General features: G+C 53.7%; 16 protein-coding genes, 1 tRNA gene and 1 pseudogene. 12 read left to right on the top strand and 6 right to left on the bottom strand.

Going from position 1 to position 16,366, the window contains the following annotated elements:
• Positions 1–22: 22 nt before the first annotated feature.
• Positions 23–96 (bottom strand) — tRNA-Arg (locus QQ91_RS04940).
• An 84-nt stretch (positions 97–180) separates the two neighbouring features.
• On the opposite strand from QQ91_RS04940, the gene QQ91_RS04935 reads away from it, so the two are divergent.
• From QQ91_RS04935 to QQ91_RS04925, 3 genes and pseudogenes are all read left to right on the top strand, one after another.
• Positions 181–1,119, top strand: coding sequence for an NAD(+) kinase (locus QQ91_RS04935; protein ID WP_166280670.1), 939 nt, complete (start codon positions 181–183; stop codon positions 1,117–1,119).
• A gap of 118 nt (positions 1,120–1,237) precedes the next feature.
• Positions 1,238–1,331, top strand: a pseudogene (locus QQ91_RS04930) (RNA-guided endonuclease TnpB family protein); the annotation flags it as partial.
• 235 nt (positions 1,332–1,566) lie between these two features.
• Entirely contained in the window at positions 1,567–1,749 is a 183-nt protein-coding gene (locus tag QQ91_RS04925) for a hypothetical protein (RefSeq protein ID WP_166280668.1), read from the top strand.
• Positions 1,750–1,774: 25 nt separating this feature from the next.
• Here the strand turns inward: QQ91_RS04925 and QQ91_RS04920 are convergent, their stop codons facing one another.
• Positions 1,775–3,421, bottom strand: a complete 1,647-nt coding sequence (locus QQ91_RS04920) for a B12-binding domain-containing radical SAM protein (protein WP_166280666.1) — start codon at positions 3,419–3,421, stop codon at positions 1,775–1,777.
• Between the two features lie 330 nt (positions 3,422–3,751).
• On the opposite strand from QQ91_RS04920, the gene QQ91_RS04915 reads away from it, so the two are divergent.
• Genes QQ91_RS04915 through bioF form a run of 4 tightly spaced genes read left to right on the top strand, consistent with a single transcriptional unit; the run spans position 3,752 to position 8,284 of the window.
• Positions 3,752–4,744: an NAD-dependent epimerase gene (locus tag QQ91_RS04915; RefSeq protein ID WP_166280664.1), complete on the top strand. Its 993-nt coding sequence runs from the start codon at positions 3,752–3,754 to the stop codon at positions 4,742–4,744.
• A 31-nt stretch (positions 4,745–4,775) separates the two neighbouring features.
• Positions 4,776–6,050: a glycosyltransferase gene (locus QQ91_RS04910; protein ID WP_236096074.1), complete on the top strand. Its 1,275-nt coding sequence runs from the start codon at positions 4,776–4,778 to the stop codon at positions 6,048–6,050.
• A gap of 21 nt (positions 6,051–6,071) precedes the next feature.
• Entirely contained in the window at positions 6,072–7,025 is a 954-nt protein-coding gene (locus QQ91_RS04905) for a lysylphosphatidylglycerol synthase domain-containing protein (protein WP_166280662.1), read from the top strand.
• Positions 7,026–7,042: 17 nt separating this feature from the next.
• The gene (gene bioF / locus QQ91_RS04900) at positions 7,043–8,284 is read left to right on the top strand and encodes an 8-amino-7-oxononanoate synthase (RefSeq protein ID WP_166280660.1); all 1,242 of its coding nucleotides are present in this window, start codon (positions 7,043–7,045) and stop codon (positions 8,282–8,284) included.
• A gap of 23 nt (positions 8,285–8,307) precedes the next feature.
• On the opposite strand, the gene QQ91_RS04895 is transcribed toward bioF, so the two are convergent.
• On the bottom strand, positions 8,308–8,976 hold the full coding sequence (locus QQ91_RS04895; protein WP_166280658.1) for a type IV pilin-like G/H family protein: 669 nt from the start codon (positions 8,974–8,976) through the stop codon (positions 8,308–8,310).
• 34 nt (positions 8,977–9,010) lie between these two features.
• Positions 9,011–9,610 carry a Mo-dependent nitrogenase C-terminal domain-containing protein gene (locus tag QQ91_RS04890; protein ID WP_166280746.1) on the bottom strand — a complete coding sequence of 200 codons (600 nt, stop codon included), beginning with the start codon at positions 9,608–9,610 and terminating at the stop codon, positions 9,011–9,013.
• Positions 9,611–9,903: 293 nt separating this feature from the next.
• On the opposite strand from QQ91_RS04890, the gene QQ91_RS04885 reads away from it, so the two are divergent.
• Complete coding sequence (locus tag QQ91_RS04885; RefSeq protein WP_250833263.1) at positions 9,904–11,241, top strand: hypothetical protein; 1,338 nt, start codon at positions 9,904–9,906, stop codon at positions 11,239–11,241.
• Between the two features lie 65 nt (positions 11,242–11,306).
• Here QQ91_RS04885 and QQ91_RS04880 read toward each other — a convergent pair whose 3' ends face one another.
• A complete protein-coding gene (locus QQ91_RS04880) occupies positions 11,307–11,756 on the bottom strand; it encodes a secondary thiamine-phosphate synthase enzyme YjbQ (protein WP_166280654.1) in 450 nt (149 codons plus the stop codon).
• Between the two features lie 220 nt (positions 11,757–11,976).
• Between QQ91_RS04880 and QQ91_RS04875 the strand changes: the two genes are divergently transcribed.
• Positions 11,977–13,599, top strand: a complete 1,623-nt coding sequence (locus QQ91_RS04875; RefSeq protein WP_250833262.1) for a peroxidase family protein — start codon at positions 11,977–11,979, stop codon at positions 13,597–13,599.
• 94 nt (positions 13,600–13,693) lie between these two features.
• Here QQ91_RS04875 and QQ91_RS04870 read toward each other — a convergent pair whose 3' ends face one another.
• A complete protein-coding gene (locus QQ91_RS04870; protein WP_375340936.1) occupies positions 13,694–14,935 on the bottom strand; it encodes an ABC transporter substrate-binding protein in 1,242 nt (413 codons plus the stop codon).
• 140 nt (positions 14,936–15,075) lie between these two features.
• Here QQ91_RS04870 and QQ91_RS04865 point away from each other — a divergent pair, with 140 nt between their 5' ends.
• From QQ91_RS04865 to QQ91_RS04860, 3 genes are all read left to right on the top strand, one after another.
• Positions 15,076–15,543, top strand: coding sequence for a tellurite resistance TerB family protein (locus QQ91_RS04865; RefSeq protein ID WP_166280648.1), 468 nt, complete (start codon positions 15,076–15,078; stop codon positions 15,541–15,543).
• Between the two features lie 254 nt (positions 15,544–15,797).
• Positions 15,798–15,923 carry a hypothetical protein gene (locus QQ91_RS21595; protein WP_284707156.1) on the top strand — a complete coding sequence of 42 codons (126 nt, stop codon included), beginning with the start codon at positions 15,798–15,800 and terminating at the stop codon, positions 15,921–15,923.
• 107 nt (positions 15,924–16,030) lie between these two features.
• Complete coding sequence (locus tag QQ91_RS04860) at positions 16,031–16,324, top strand: hypothetical protein (RefSeq protein WP_166280646.1); 294 nt, start codon at positions 16,031–16,033, stop codon at positions 16,322–16,324.
• Positions 16,325–16,366: the final 42 nt, after the last annotated feature.

The following is a 16,366-nucleotide window of genomic DNA, read 5'->3' as shown; positions in this document are numbered from 1 at the left end:
CAAGCGTAAATGGGATAATAAACGGGCCAGGAGGGATTCGAACCCCCGACACCGTGGTCCGAAGCCACGTGCTCTAGTCCACTGAGCTACAAGCCCATCTCTACAATTCGATTCCTTAGGCACCATGCACCTAGTGAATTAGAACTATGCTACCAGACATCAGTCAAATCAGGATATTTCATGGACCTCAAGCATGCCATCATTGCGTATAAAGCTGGCGATCGCCTGAGCCAGCGATGTGCAGAACGCTGTGCGCAAGAATTGGATGCCCTGGGCTGCAAGATTCTCATGGGACCGAGTGGCGCCAGCGATAATCCTTACCCCGTTTTTCTAGCCTCTGCCAACCAAAAAATTGACATTGCTGTGGTTTTAGGGGGCGATGGAACCGCCTTGGCCGCAGCCCGACATCTCGCACCGGAATCGATTCCCATTCTGGCTGTCAATGCCGGGGGGCATCTGGGTTTTTTGACGGAGCCCTTGGAAGTGTTGCAAGGAGAGGCCCAGGCCTGGACCCGCCTGATCCAGGATCGCTACGCTGTGCAGCGACGCATGATGCTACGAGCGACGGTAACGGATGGTTTATCCTCTGCTGCCGCGGGAACAACTCCTGAACCCCATCCCCCAGAGGTCTTTTGGGCCCTCAACGAAATGTGCGTCAAACCTGCCTCCGCGGACCGAATGCTCACCTCCATTCTGGAGTTGGAAATTGATGGAGAGGTGGTGGATCAATATCAAGGCGATGGCTTGATTGTGGCTACTCCCACGGGATCGACTTGCTATACCGTTGCCGCCAATGGCCCCATTCTGCATCCAGGCATGAGCGCCATGATTGTGACGCCAATTTGTCCCTTAAGTCTTTCTAGTCGCCCCATTGTTCTCCCACCCGGCGCTCGGGTCAGCATCTGGCCCCTGGAGGATAAGGAACTGACCACCAAGCTTTGGTCCGATGGAGTGCTGGCCAGCTCAATTTGGCCTGGACAAAAGGTTGAAGTGAGTGCGGCCCACTGTGAAGCAGAGTTTATTTTGCTCAGAGAGGGGTATTCTTACTATCGAACCCTGCGAGAAAAACTGCACTGGGCCGGGACGCGAATCCAGTACAGCAATTATCATCGGAACTAGCCTACCAAGATCCGCCGCAGTGATCCGCCTATCCCGCGAAGCGGTTAGGGGGGGTGTAGGCCGCAGGACGTGCGCAGCGGCGGGTGACCGGAGGGAGTAATTCAGTTAAGCCTTAAACATGACCTGGGAATTTAAGCTAGAGCCAACTTTTGACAGCTGAGCAGGTTTCAGAGATTGAGCACATTTTGGATGTGTGCCGCAGTGTCTGGAACAGAATAGTTTCTTTCGAGTTCCGACCTGATTGTGGTGCCGAAGTCAAAAAAGACTTGAGTGTCAGAAATTTCTCACTGTCTTGAATGTGGGTCAATTAAGCCAAGAGACATGGCTGCGGCTCAAGTGATTTCCGTTGTAACGGACGCTCAGAAAAGATTAACAAAAGGTTACAGAAATCTGCTAGGGTGATAACTAAGTTTTATCAACCCTATTTAGGATGTTGAACTGTTCCCCATGGAATCTATCCGTCCCCTGGCCTTTGTCTTTGCCCTGCTCCTCACCAGCGTTACCTTTTGTGCAGTTTTAAGTTTGCTTATGCTTGCCAATCCGCTGCTGCTCCTGTTGTTTGTGTCGATTGGGCTCTATGCTTTACTGCTGTTTATCGATTACTTGGATAATCGTCTAAAATCCTGGTAGTCCTGTTCAGCCTCCCGTGGCCACTTCAACCCTCTATCGCTTGCTTTTTACGAATTTTCTGGGAATAGAACGAAGCAGATTCCCGATTGGTTCCACATTCTTGGGCAAAGGTAATCAGGTGGTGGCCCACCAACCCTACATGGATGACGCTTTGAATGCGTCCCTCCTTGAGGGCTGGCCAAATGAGTTTCCAAAAAGTGCGGCGATAGTTGCCAAACAGCCCAACCTTAATCAGAATCTTCCCTAAAATCGTCAACCCGCGCTTAATATTGGCCCAGTTGAGCCTTGCCTTTGAATTGGGTGCCTTGATGCGCTTGTTGTAGGTGTTGAGAATATTATAGGCAAAGCGCTCGTAGAGAAACTCCGGAGAGTAGGCTTCGGTAATGCATCGCTGCCACATGGCGACCACCTGATTGTAGGGCAGCAGGAAGTCAACGTTAGACTCACGCGTCTCATCCTCAAGCACCAGCCGTCCTTCCTCCTCGAGTCGCCGCCATAGGGGCGTTTTGGGTAGGGCGTAGAGCAAGTTAATCGTCAGAATCGGGATGTTTGAGGCGCGAATGAATTCCAGAATGCGATCGCCAGTTTCCAGGGTATCGGTATCAAAGCCAATAATGATTCCAGATACCACCTCCAGACCATAGCTGTTCAGGATTTTAACGGCATCCAGGATCGGCATGCTGAGATTTTGATCCTTAGAGATGGATTGGAGCGCATCGGTTTCGGGTGTTTCGATGCCGCAAAAAATAGTGGTAAAGTAGGCTTCCCTCATCATTTCCAAAAGCTTGGGGCTTTGGGCAATATTTAGGGTGGCCTCGCAGGCAAACTGGAGCGGGTATCCCCGACTTTTTTGCCACTCAATCAGCCGAGGCAACAGCTCCATCACCGCCCGGCGATTGCCAATAAAGTTATCATCCACAAAGTAAACTGCCCCAACGCGGCCTGCCTTGAGCATCGCCTCTAGCTCAGCAATCACCTGGTCTGGACTTTTGAGTCGCGGGTTTCGGCCATATAGTTCTGGAATATCGCAAAATTCACAGCGAAATGGACAGCCGCTGGAAAATTGAATGCTTCCCAGGTAATAGTTCCCTAAATCAATATGGTGGTAGGCCGGGGTCGGAAATTCTTGAAGGGGAAGACGCTCCTGGGTCACCAGCCGCAGCTGTTGAGAGGGGCGATCAAGGGAGGTATCAATCAACTCAATCAACGCATCGTCAGCGTCTCCCAGTTCACCCATGCGCAGGATGTCAAACTCTGGGTAATATTCCGGGCAGGCTGAAACCGATGGTCCCCCCACCACGGTGAGCTTGCCGTACTGGTGGGCAATCCGATTGATGGCGTTGATTTGGGGGCGCTGAATATGCATCCCGCTGGTAATCACCACATCGGCCCAGCGATAGTCGGCAGCCGTGGCGGGCTGAATATTTTCATCCACCAAGCGCACCTCCCAGCTTTGGGGCAGATAGGAGGCCACCAATAAAATTCCCTGGGGTGGCATAAACGCTTTGACTCCATCGGTTAACGGATAGGAGTGATAGAAGGTTCCGAAGGATTTTCCGTACTGAGGAAAAACGCACAGGATTTTGCGCTTGTTTTTAGGCTGATAAATTACGCGCGGGGTCTGCTTCTCGGGAACCGGTTGAGCCGCTTTGGAGGGGAGGGCTACTGTCATCGTTCGTCAATCTCCACTACACCTAAAGAGTCTGATGCGCTTTCATCTATTTACAGCACAATGTTCACGATATCGGGCTAGATTGCAACGATATGTTAGAAGTGTGCTCTCTAGCGCGTTGAGGGGGGACGCTCAGGATCACGCCTTGGAAGTGAGAGGGATCGTTGCTCGCTCTGGCGCGGTGGAGCGTGGCCCGAACGGTTGACAATATCCGGGATGACCTTCTAAGAAGAATAAATGCCACCCTAAACCAGGGTCATGGTCTCATTTCCCCGACTGAGCCGTCGCATTGCCAGGGAGGGGTGAAGGCAATAGTATGGGGAAGTTGCAATGCGTGTTTTAGTGACTGGGGCCGCCGGCTTTATTGGATTCCACCTGGCCAAGCGACTCTTAGCGGCGGGGGATCAGGTGGTGGGGCTGGATAATCTGAACGATTACTACGATGTGGATCTCAAGCGGGCGAGGCTGAAGCAGCTCCAGTCCCAGCCGGAATTTTTGTTTTGTCAGCTCGATCTGACGGATCGAACTGCCCTTCTGGATCTGTTTGCCCAGCAGTCCTTTGACCGAGTGATTCACCTTGCAGCGCAGGCCGGAATTCGCTATTCCCTGATCAATCCCTTTGTGTATGTTGAAAGCAATGTTGAGGGATTTATCAATATTCTGGAAGGCTGTCGGCGATCGCAAACCCCTCACCTGGTATATGCCTCTTCTAGCTCCGTGTACGGAGGTAATACAAAGGTTCCCTTTGCCGTTACCGACCGTGTTGATCAGCCCGTTTCCCTGTATGCCGCCACCAAGCGCAGCAATGAACTCATGGCCGAGACCTACAGCCATCTCTATGGGTTACTCATCACGGGTCTGCGCTTTTTTACGGTCTATGGTCCCTGGGGGCGACCCGATATGGCCTACTTTAAATTTACCGAAGCCATGTTTCAAGGGCGCCCCATTGAGGTCTACAATCACGGACAAATGAAGCGAGACCTGACTTACATTGATGATATTGTGAGCGGGGTTTGCCGGGTCATGGAGCGATCGCGGCCTGAGGGTGAAAGGGCGCTGGATGAACCAGCGAATCGCCTGCACCGCATTTATAATCTGGGGAATCATGTTCCTGTGCCCCTCTTGCGGCTGATTGATTTGATTGAACAGGAAACCGGGCAGTCGGCTCAACGGATTTATCTGCCGATGCAGCCTGGGGAGGTGTTGGAAACCTTCGCTGATATTAGCGATCTGACTCAAGAGTTTGGCTTTAAGCCAGAAACCTCGATCGAGGTCGGGATTCAGCGGTTTGTGAGCTGGTACCGCCGCTACTATCAGGTGTAATGGCGGCGTAACGACTAGAGGAGAACTGGGATTGACTCAAGCGGTGAAAGTCGACGTTTTGATTGATTTGGATCGGCATAATGCTGTGGGAGGACATGTGAATTCCTGGCTACAGTTTGCCCGGGTGGCCATGGGGCTGCCCTCTGGACAGCTGAGCCTCACGCTGCATTTCCTGGGCGAGGGCGTCCGGGAAGAACATCCTGGGCCGAATGTTCGCTACGTCTACCATCCGCCTCGCTTCAGCACCCGTCGACTGCCCTTTCTGCGAGATGTGCCGAGCGACACGGACCTTGCTCCCCACAACCCGAGGCTCCTGCCCTATTTTGAGGCCACGGATATTCTCCATGTTACCCATCCCCTGTTTACCTTTGGCGCCACAGCCCAGCGCTACTGTCGCCGGTCCCGCAAGCCTCTGGTTTGTTCGCTGCACACCGATGCTCCCCTCTATGCCCAGCTCTATCTGGAGGAAAAGATCCAGAGGAGTCTGGGCGGGGGCTGGCTTTCCTCGCTCTGTCTTCACACCCTCAAGCTGCCCGATCGTTACCGATCTAGGCTGGATCACCAGCAACAGCGCTACTGGCAAGGTTGCCAGCACGTTTGGGTGGGTCAGCCTGCTGAAATGGACCTGCTTGGCCAGCTGCTGCCTCCCCAGCAGGTGTCCTATCTGCGTCGAGGTCTAGACGCAGAAATCTTTCACCCGCACTGGGCAGACCGATCGTTTCTCGCGCACCACTATCAGCTTCCCCAGGATTGCTTTTGGGTGCTGTTTGTGGGACGCCTGGATGCCTGTAAACAGGTGATGACCTTTGCCCAGGCTGTGAAGATTTTGCAAGATCAGGGCGTTCCGATTCATGGCATTGCCGTGGGCAAGGGCAGCGCCCAGGCAGAGATTGAAGCGCTTCTCGGCCCAGGGATTTCCTGCCTCGGTACCCTGCCCCAGGAGAAACTCAACACCATTTACGCCAGCTGTGATTTGTTCGTCTTTCCTTCGGAAACTGAGATTATGGGCAATGTGGTAATTGAAGCGCGCGCCTCTGGGCTACCGGTGCTCATCTCAGATCAAGGGGGGAGCCAACAGCATCTCCAGGCTTCGGAAAAACTAGATCAGGTGATTGCTGGCCAGGATCCGCGCGACTGGGCCAGCCGCATTCAGCATCTGTATGAAAATCCCCTCAAACGTCAGCAGATGGGGCAATTAGCCCTAGAGTATATTCAACGCACCTGGCCGACGTGGGAGACTGTGTTTAGGGAAGACCTGCTGCCAGTATGGCAGGCGATCGCGCTGCCCCCCTCTTCCCCCCTGTAATGGCTGTTCCCCTCTGAGACTATGCGACGCTTTGGAATTCTCTGTAAACGCTTTTGGCAACGGAATAAACGCTGGTTCCAAAGCGCCCTTGTCCTAGCCATTGTGATTTTTGTCAGCATCACCTTTCGGCGTCATTGGGAGGAGGTTTCTGCCATTGACCTGTCCTATCGCGGTTGGGCCTGCTTGGTGTTGGCCACTGGCATCAATCTGCTCAGCTACATCTGGACAGGACAAGTGTGGGGATATATCCTTGGTGCCCTCGGCCATTCGGTTTCCTCAGGCTGGGCCATTCGGACCTTTCTATTGACGAATATTGCCAAATATTTGCCCAGCAACCTGTTGCACCTCTATGGGCGCACCCTGGCAGCTAAAAACATTGGAATTCCCACCAGTGCTGCCTCCTTGAGCGTTATTTTGGATTCGATGCTGGTGATTGCCTCGGGCTGGATTCTAGGACTGCTGAGCGTTCCGCAGCAGGGAATTCTTGCCGCGGGCTTGGGCTTAATGGCGATCCTGGTGCTGATTCATCCCAAAAGCCTGCGATTTTTTATGGGGCGGATCAAGCTGCCCTTTAAGAAAAAAGACTCGCAAGACAGGGATGAGATTCCTGAAATTAAGCAATATCCAATGAATTTGCTCCTGGGAGAAATTGTCTACGTCTTGCTGCGGGGCATTGCCTTTGCCTTCACAGTTCTTGCCCTGGCGCCGGTTCCCCTAGCCCTCGTTCCGCGGCTGATTAGCGTTTACAGCATTGCCTGGTTGATGGGCTATTTAACCCCAGGGGCGCCGGGGGGGCTGGGTGTCTATGAGATTACGCTGATTGGCTTGCTCGATCACACCACTAATTTGCAGCAGGCGGAGCTGCTGGGGGCGGTGGCAATTTCCAGGCTGGTGGGAACCCTGGCCGAAATGATAGGTGCCGCCACCGCCTGGCTAGACGAGAAAATGATGCGCCTTTCCCCCTCCTCCCCTTAGCCTTGGACAATTTTCCCATGCCCTCTGGTGACTCGCTCCGTGCCTATGCCTGGATAGAGGATGCGCTCCAGGTGATCCATCGTGCCAATTGGTATCGTTCACCCTATGCCATTGACTCCGGTGCCGGATCAACGCTGATGATTGAGGGGCAACCCTGTCTGAACTTTGCGAGCAATGACTACCTGGGATTGTCCACGGATGATGCGCTCAAGCAAGCGGCGATCGCCGCGATCCAGGATCTGGGCACCGGGGCAACGGGATCGCGACTGCTGAGCGGACAGCGATCGCTCCACCAACAGCTTGAGGAGGCGATCGCCCAGTGGAAAGGAACGGAGGCGGCTCTGGTCTTTAGCTCGGGCTATCTGGCCAACCTCAGTACAATTGCTGCGCTGGTTGGCCCTCGGGATATTATCTTTGCAGATGCCTATAACCACTCCAGCCTGAAAAAGGGGGCCAAACTGAGCGGGGCGGCAGTGGTGGAGTTTAAGCATGGACACCCTCCCGATCTTGTCCAGAAAATCACCCAGTACCGGCAAGACTACCGACGGGCCCTGATTCTCAGCGATGGGGTGTTTAGTATGGATGGAGACCTGTGCCCACTGCCGGAACTCATGGCGATCGCCTCGGCCCATTCGGCCATGCTGCTGATTGATGACGCCCACGCCACAGGAGTGGTTGGCCCTTCAGGCGCAGGCACTGCGGAAGCCTTCGGGCTGAGCGATCAGCCGCTTATTCAGGTGGGCACCTTGAGCAAGGCCCTGGCCAGTCTCGGGGGATATGTGGCGGGATCGCTCTCCCTGATTGATTTTCTGCGTAATCGTGCGGCGGGATGGATCTACACCACGGCACTGTCTCCCGCTGATGCCGCCAGCGCCCTCGCCGCCCTTAATCGCTGTCGTCGAGATCCGCCCCAGCGGCAAAAGCTCTGGCGCAATATTGAGATCCTGCGCCAAGGATTCGCAGCCCTGGGATGGCAGACCCCAGATTCCCAGCCATTTGCGTCCCAAAGAACTCGGCTCTTACCCTCAGATTCCGCCATCCACTGCCTGGAGCTGCCGACTCCCCAGGCTGCCCTGGATCTCAGTCAGTGGCTACGAACCCAGGGCTGTTTTGTTCCAGCGATTCGGCCCCCCACCGTTCCCACCAGTCGCATCCGCATTTCCCTCATGGCGACCCACAGCGAAGCCCAGATTCAGCAGCTCCTGAGCGCCTTGGCAATCTACGGGACTCCTGAGGCAAAAACTGAGGAGATCATCTAGTTCTTGTAACGGCGCCCCCCGCGCTACTGGGGTACCCCGACAGCCTGGGCCTGGCAGATGACCTGGTTTCCCTGGAGGCTGGGGGCTGTGGGGGGCTGGGTTGAGGCTTGCTGGGTTTGACATAGCCCGGAGAGGGGCAGGGCCGCTTCTTGGGCATAGGTGGCCCCGGAATAGCTGGGCAGCTTGGGCTGCTTGGCGATGGCAACGGCAACGGATTTCTGGGCATCCGCTGTGCGAATTTCAAAACGATATTCCTCCGTTTCGGCCGACAGATCAGGATCGAGTTGGGATAAATCTGTGGAAAACCGCCCGGAAATGAGCCAGTGAGCTTTCTGGGCCAGCAAAATTCTATTTAAAGCGATTAAGCCGCTATTTTGGCGAGAAATATTCCCTTGGGACTCCACATCCTTGGAAATCTGCTCAGCCAGCTGTTGAGTCTCAGACTGGGGCTTGGCCGGTGGTGGACTGGACGAATCCGCAGGCTGGCTGCTGGGGGGGGCTGGATTCGGCTTGGGATCAGGGGAGGGCTTGGGGGTAGACTGACTCGCTGGCGTTGGCTGCGAACTGGGAGAGGCCGTCGGATCCGGTGACTGGGATGCTCCGGATCTGGGCCCGCGCTGGGCTGAACCACAGCTCACCACCACAGTAGCCAAAATCATCAGACCGAGCAGCGATACCCGTTTCGCAACCATAACAGACTCACACAAAGGAACACCCTATTGTGCCCTAGAGATAGGGAGAGACATCTTCATGACAGTCATCGGCTAAATAGGACAGTGACCGAAACCGCAAGCCCACTAACTGCTCATACAGGGGATTGATTTTACACATGGCTGGAATATGCACAATTTTCTTACCAAAGAGCACTACGTCTCGCTCAAAGGGGCAGTCAGCGGGAATTAATCGACATAGGAACCGGGCGACTTTCGGATCCTTGACTTCGACCCCATCGAGCCAATCTCGGACGGGAGCCAAGAGATCGGGGGCATGAGCCAGGGCTGGGCCTGCTGCCTGACCATCTAGAGTGCTGCGCAGGGGGTCTAGGACTGTGTGTTCCAGATTTAATGCTTCACAATACTGACGTAAAATATCGTCTTCTGCGCTGGAATACAGGCCATCGGCAAGGGCCACCATAACGGCGGTTTTTACAAAATTTTCGGCATCGGCTGGATCGGTGCCGATGTCGGCCTGCAATACCTCTCTGGAGAGGGGCTGAAACGCTTGATCAAGATTAATATTGTCCTCGTCGCTCAAGACATCTTCAATCAGATGACGCTCCGATTCGTCAAAGTTCCCGTCAGCCCAAGCAATGCTTAAAAGCCCCATTAACCAAGTGGAAGATTTCTTATCCACGCCGTCGTCCTCATAGATCAATCGACTCCTTCGACCTTTTAGTGTAGCGTTTGAATGAACCAATCGCTGGACGCGGAAACCTTAAGAGCCGCCGATGAGTCCTGGGCTGAGGAGTCCGAATTGATCTTTGATTTTCGCCAAAAAAATAATAATAAAAAAAGATTTTTAAAAATTACGATAAACTGATTTGAGTCTTTATTCTGAAGCTTGATAGAGTCGAGTCTCTTTTTCTTCCTCCTCACCGGTTCCCCGTGAAATTTACGGCCTTGATTTTCTCCCATTGGAAATTCCCCCGTCCTTCATCCTCAGGATTTAGTCTGCCGGAGCTGATTATTGGCGCAGGACTGGTGGGAATGACGGTGCTATTGGGGGGCGTTGGCATGACCAGTGTTCTCAATTCCAACCAGGTTTCCAGTGCGGAAACCGAACGGCAGAGCGAACTGAGCCGAGCCATGGAGTTTATCAACGCTGAAATTCGTCAGGCTCAAAGCGTGCGGGTCATCCCTGCGGACGACTTACCGCAGCAGTTTTGGGATTCTCTGAACGGAAGTGAAATTAACCCTTCAAGAAGTGCCATTCGCCCGATCTTGCAACTAGAGTTTTCCTCTCAGCCCAATTTGCCCGTTGTGTACTATATTGCCGAACCCTCTGGGAATGGTCTCTGGCGCGGACAGCAGCTGGTCCTGCGCTGGGGGCCAGATTTTGATGCAGAGGGTGATTATGGGGCCACGCCGATGCCTTTAAACGATTGGAAGCATCGGGTGCTCGTCGACTCCCTCGATGGCGGACAGCTAACAGAGGTTCCGCCTACTTGTCCCGAGGGTTGGAACCGCAGTCCTGCCGGGGATCAAGCGATCGCCTCTGTGGGATTCTACGCCTGTATTGCTCCCAGCGCTCGCATGGCCAACCTTTTTCAGCTCGGGCAGATTAACAAACCCCTGAGCCGCAACGCCTCCATCCGTCTGAAGAGTCAATCCTACTCTCGATCCAATACGATGTGGGCCAGCCCGCCTCCCAGCGATCCCCCCGACCCACCCTGTCCTGCTCCCTCGTCTGGGGTGTTTCAATTTACTCCCCAAGGCCCCTGTATTACCCAAACCTCCACGATCACCGTGAAATTTATGGGTGGCGCTATCACCTGTGGCCCTGGCGGACCGACCATTGGCACCGCCAGTCAGATCGTTTTGCTCAAGCCCAACCAGACCTCTGAAACCGTTGCGATCTCAAACCAACTGAATCAACCGATTACGTTGAATAATGTGCCTGCGGGTACCCGAGTCAAGCTGGTGGGGGAACGTTTGCCCCTGGCAGGCTCAAATTGTGGAACCTCGTTTCAGGTTAACTCCCTGGATCAGCAGGGGAGTCAGGTTCTCACCCTGGCCAATGGGTCCTCGGTTCCCCAGATTGAGCCCTTTGACGGTCAGACGCCCATCGAAGACTTTGTGGCAGGCATTCTCGATTTGCAAACTCAACAGATCACCATTGAAGATCAGCAGTTGGTTTTTCTGTTTGAGGTGGGTACGACAAATCCCCAAAGTTCCGCCTACGACTTCCAGGACATCATTGTGCTTGCCGACATTCAACCGGTGGTTAGCTCAAATTAGGGCGTGTTCCTAGGGTGGGTACCCTTGGGGCTATCTTCTTGGGGTTGATCTCAAGGGGGCCAGGATTAGGCTTCCTCACCCATCCCCATGATTTGACAGTGGACACGACGTTGTCGGGGACCGTCCAGCTCCAGGAATAACACCGATTGGTATTGACCCAGAACCAGATCTCCGGCCTGGATGGCGATCGCCTCATTGCTCCCAAGGAGAAGGGCAATCAGGTGGGCATGGGCATTTTCGGGCTCATCGGCTGGAACGTCGCGCAGGTGGAGATCGTTATGCCGATAGCGATCGCTGGCGGGAACCAGTCGCTGAAAAAAGGTTTCGATGTCTTGCCAGAGTCGGCTTTCATTTTCGTTGATTGCAAGGGCCGTTGTGGTGTGCTGGACCGAGACCAGGATCTGTCCCTGCTGCACCTGGGACTGCCTGACCTGCTCCCGCAGTGGGGTCGTGAGATCAATAATCTCCATGGGTTGGCAGGTCTTTAGGGTCAGATAGGTGGAATAGCAAATCATGGGCAGAAGATTCTAGGGGCCGCTGCAGGAATTCCCGTCTAGCCCCTGGGAGGAGCAAGATGAAGAATCCTTCCTTAATTTTGCCTTAAGCATTCCTCGAAATCAGAACAAGGGCTGACCTCCCTTGATTTTGCCTTAAGAATTGCTTGGACTTGGAAAAAGGGCTGGCACAATGGAACCCATCATGATGGCGGTTTGACACAGAGTCCAAGGAGTGCTCGTGGCAAGAAATACAGCAAAAGACGGCTTTAAAAACCAGCTTCAGACCTTCCTCCTCACCCATTTTGCTGGGGTTTGGAAACTGATTGAGCGCAGTTCCTTTCTTTCAAGGCGCATTAATAAATTTCTGATCAACAATGCCATTTACGCCATTCCCACTAGGCCCTATCCCTATAGCCTGATGACTCTGGAACCCGTGATTCCAGGCACCTCTCGACCCAAGAAAACAGACACCTACACCTCCTGGGATTCCTTAATTGATCGCACCTATACCGGGCGACACCTTCCCCCTGACTTTGCCTTCAACCAGGCTGATCGGCTGCCGGATCTGTCGGCGCTGCGGGTCCTGTTTGATCAGCCCCAGGATGCGGCTGGCATTCCCCAGGGCCGGGAGGCTGAAAAATCGACGCTGCTGTTTCCTTACTGGGTGCAGTGGTTTACCGATGGGTTTCTGCGCACTGATCGTCACAACCGCTTAAAAAATACCTCGAATCATCACATTGATCTCAGCCCGGTGTATGGTCTCACCCCGTCGATGACCCATCGACTTCGTTCGTTTTCTGGGGGAAAACTCAAAAGTCAGCTGATTGACGGCGCGGAATTTCCACCTTTTCTGTACGAAGATCCTGAGCAGGGACGCATGAAATCGGAGTTTGAGGGGCTCTACGAACCACTACGGGCCGAGCGAGAACTAGATCCCCAGCTCAAGTCCAAGCTGTTTGCCATGGGGGTTGAGCGGGCCAATGTTCAAATAGGCTACGTGATGTTCAATGTGCTCTGCTTGCGGGAGCACAATCGGCTTTGCGATCAGCTGGCTCAGCGCTATGCAGATTGGGATGATGAGCGCCTGTTTCAAACTGCTCGGAATATCCTGATCGTCGAAATCATGAAGGTTGTGATTGAGGAGTATATCAATCACATCACCCCCTATCACTTTAATTTTCGAAGCGATCCCCTCAGCTTTACTCACGAAAAATGGTATCGCACTAACTGGATGACCCTGGAATTTAGCTTGGTCTACCGCTGGCACAGTGCCCTCCCCCAGCGCTTTCTTTACCGGGGAGAAGCTTGCTCAATGTCTCGTAGTCTCTGGAATAATCAGATGCTGATGGATGTGGGGATCGCGGCCCTGTTTGAGGAGTCTTCTCGGCAACCGGCCGCCCGGATTGGGTTATTCAACACGCCTCATTTTCTGGTGGACTCTACCGAACTGGCCAGTATTGACCTGGGCCGTCAAGCCAAACTCGCCAGCTATAACGATTATCGGGCGCTATGTCAGTTTCCTCGGGTGACGGACTTTGATCAAATTACGGCAGACCCCCAGGCGCAGCAGCTTTTGAAATCGCTCTATCAGCATGTGGACAACCTGGAATTTTATGTAGGGCTCTATGCCGAGGATGTGCGTCCAAATTCGGCGCTGCCGCCCCTGATGGGGCGATTGGTTGGCATTGATGCCTTTTCCCAGGCGCTCACCAACCCGCTCCTAGCCGAAAATATCTTTAATCCCGATACCTTTTCCCCCCTTGGCTGGGAGGTCATTCATGAAACGCGATCGCTCAGTGACATCGTTAACCGCAATATTCCCGAAAGCCCGCGCCCTTTTCATGTGAGCTTTTACCGATAATTGCCCTTGGCCAACCCGGATCTAGCTGATACGCTTCCTAAGCGTTTTGGTGGATCTAAATCACTGCCGCTGCCATCGGTGTGCTTGGGGGATTTTACCCGCGGGTTTGATTCCAGGTCTGTTCTGCGTCGGCCAAGGCTTGGTCTACGGTTTTTTGATCCAGCATGGCGGCTTGAAGATTTTCATAGAGAATCTGCTGGAGTTGCTTCACATCCTTGATCTTGGGAATGAGCACCTCAGCGTTGGGGATTTGATCGGCACTCACCAACCGACCGCGATCGGCAGGAGTGGCATCGTTCGCAGCTTGGGAAAAATAGGGATCTTGGAGAGAAGCCTGGGTGGAGGGTAGAACATTGGCCTCCTTCGCAAAGGCAAGCTGATTCTCCGGATTTGTGACATATTTGGCAAACTTAACGGCTGCCTCTGGCTGATCGGAATCCTTAGGGATCACCAGGTTCATCACTGCAACGTTTATTTTTCCAGAGGATCCTGTGATTTGGGGAGCCGGAACGGAGGCAGCAGCGATATTCGGAGCGTTGGTGGCAATGCTGTTTAAAAATTGAGGACTGGAGGTTAAGATTGCCAGCTGGCCCGATTGATACAGATCCACGCCGCGGCGATGACCTTCGGTTAACACTTCCCGAGGCAGGTAGCCCTGCTTAAACAGATCAACCCAGTAGGCAAAGGCCTTTTTGCCCTCTGGGGAGTTGAAGGTGGCCCGTTCGTTCTCATCCACCAGCTTTACCCCCATTTGCACAAAGGACTCCATCAATTCTCCAGAGTCTGCGGGAACCGCCGTCATAAAGAAGGCATATTTTCCCGTTTTATCCTTGACCTGTTTGGCAACCGTTGCCAATTCCTCGTAGGTTTTAGGCGGAGTGGTAACGCCGGCCTGGCTGAGAATCTCCTGGTTATAGATGGCAATGCGCGAGGTCAGATACCAGGGAAATCCAAAGCTTTGATTGCCCAGGGTGCTAGCCTGCCAAATGCTTGGAAGATACTGGTCTTTTTCCTCGGCGGAAACCTGATCGTCCAGATTCAGCCAGGCGTTTCGACCGGCCAGTTGAGAGGCGAAATCCGGATTCAGGTTGACCACATCGGGGGCGGTTTTGGACTGCACGGCAGCCAGGATCTTGTTTTGCATGGCTTCCCATGGCACATCCACCCATTTAACCGAAATTTCGGGATTTTCCTGCTCGAACTGGGCAATTAAATTATTAAAATAGTCGTTGAACTTTGGCTGGAGCTGCATGGTCCAAAACTCAACCTCCGGCTTGCCGTTGGCATTGGTTCCATTGCTGCCGGGGTTACCACAGCTGATTAAGGCTGCAAGCATTAACCCAAGCAGCGCAAAAAGACCAAATCTTCTCCACCACTGGCTTAATCTATTCATCGGGTTCTCGCTGCGATCGCAATTTCTCACGTCAGGCTAGGGATCGTTCTATGATGCAGTAGTCTAGCAGGGTGCTTGGTGCAATGGATCAATCCCAACAACACAAACTGATTGTTAAGATTCTCATCGGGGCGGCCTGGGCCGATCGCCATCTGGAAGCAGCGGAACTCGCCTTTTTGCGTCAGCTTCTGGAACGCTACGGGATGAGCCGCGATCGCGAACTGAGGACGCTCTTGGAGTCACCGATTCCCCTTGAGGTGACCGAGCGATGGGTTGTGGACTATCTGCGCGATAGTTCCGAAAGTGAGCGGCTCCAACTGCTGGCTAAGATTGGCAAAGTACTCATCGCCGATGATGAAGTGAGTGATGTTGAGCACGATCTTCTGGACGACTACCACGATTTAATGGCTCAAATTCCCGCCATTAATCCCCCAGAACCTCAGGATGTTCAGGAAATTGCCCATTCAATCGGTCACGATGTCACCCAAGTGGTGCAGAAAATTGGCGCGTTCATCGGCAAACTCATACATCGATCTAAGTCCAAATCCTGAGCAAGGGGGCTGATTTATTTGTCCCCCCTGAGCCGATGTGCCAGAGGACTATCGGTGGCACCCCAGTCTGTCGAAACTATTTAAGGCAGACGGTACCTATGTGCGTCTGGCTGAAGATCCGGTTACCCTTTGGGCGATCGCCCTCCTACATCAAGAGTTACAGTGTGCCGCTGGATGCCCTCGAACTGGAACTATAGGCTGACTTTTCCGAAGGCACGCATCAGGGGGGGCGGCGGTACCAGGGACGGGCAGATGTGATTGTCTTTGACCGCTACATCGGTGCAGGGGGTGGGTTAGATGTGACCTTCATTATGGTGGAGGCGATGGAGCCAGGGAAGAAGTTTGAGGGCACGGAACCGGAAGGCTGGGTGGAGCACTGAAATCGCCTCAATGCAGACATGAGTGCATCGCCTTCGGCTCGTTATGCCATCCTGACCAGCGGCACGAATACCAAAATCTATCGCCGGGATTGGAAGCAGTGGATGCGATGGTCAAATTTTTGTTTGCCAAGTGGTATGACGAGCAGGCCACGATCGATCTGGTGAAGAAGACTGGGAAAATGCGATCCTATGTGTTCAGCTATAAGCAGGGGGAAACTGACCCAGAGCGTTTAATGGTGCAGGTGCGGGATACCTTTGAAAGGGCACAGCAGTGGGGGCGGGATACTCTCAGCGAAAAGTTTGGGGATAATCTGGGCATTCGGCTGGCGTTTAATGAGTCGGATGCGTTGGAGTTTAAGCCCCACACATCGCGGCAGTATAGCGCTTCATCTTCAGACTAAGCTTCGACGGTTCGCGCTTCAGTAAACTGACACTGAGCCGAC

This window comes from Lyngbya confervoides BDU141951 (assembly GCF_000817775.3).
GTDB lineage: Bacteria > Cyanobacteriota > Cyanobacteriia > Thermosynechococcales > Thermosynechococcaceae > Lyngbya > Lyngbya confervoides.
This window is presented reverse-complemented; position numbering and strand designations above follow the sequence as displayed.

Coding starts and splice junctions, on each gene's coding strand:
- QQ91_RS04935 (WP_166280670.1), top strand. CDS start 181: ATGGACCTCAAGCATGCCATCATTGCGTATAAAGCTGGCGATCGCCTG.
- QQ91_RS04925 (WP_166280668.1), top strand. CDS start 1,567: ATGGAATCTATCCGTCCCCTGGCCTTTGTCTTTGCCCTGCTCCTCACC.
- QQ91_RS04920 (WP_166280666.1), bottom strand. CDS start 3,421: ATGACAGTAGCCCTCCCCTCCAAAGCGGCTCAACCGGTTCCCGAGAAG.
- QQ91_RS04915 (WP_166280664.1), top strand. CDS start 3,752: ATGCGTGTTTTAGTGACTGGGGCCGCCGGCTTTATTGGATTCCACCTG.
- QQ91_RS04905 (WP_166280662.1), top strand. CDS start 6,072: ATGCGACGCTTTGGAATTCTCTGTAAACGCTTTTGGCAACGGAATAAA.
- bioF (WP_166280660.1), top strand. CDS start 7,043: ATGCCCTCTGGTGACTCGCTCCGTGCCTATGCCTGGATAGAGGATGCG.
- QQ91_RS04895 (WP_166280658.1), bottom strand. CDS start 8,976: ATGGTTGCGAAACGGGTATCGCTGCTCGGTCTGATGATTTTGGCTACT.
- QQ91_RS04890 (WP_166280746.1), bottom strand. CDS start 9,610: ATGGGGCTTTTAAGCATTGCTTGGGCTGACGGGAACTTTGACGAATCG.
- QQ91_RS04880 (WP_166280654.1), bottom strand. CDS start 11,756: ATGATTTGCTATTCCACCTATCTGACCCTAAAGACCTGCCAACCCATG.
- QQ91_RS04870 (WP_375340936.1), bottom strand. CDS start 14,935: ATGCTTGCAGCCTTAATCAGCTGTGGTAACCCCGGCAGCAATGGAACC.
- QQ91_RS04865 (WP_166280648.1), top strand. CDS start 15,076: ATGGATCAATCCCAACAACACAAACTGATTGTTAAGATTCTCATCGGG.
- QQ91_RS04860 (WP_166280646.1), top strand. CDS start 16,031: ATGGTCAAATTTTTGTTTGCCAAGTGGTATGACGAGCAGGCCACGATC.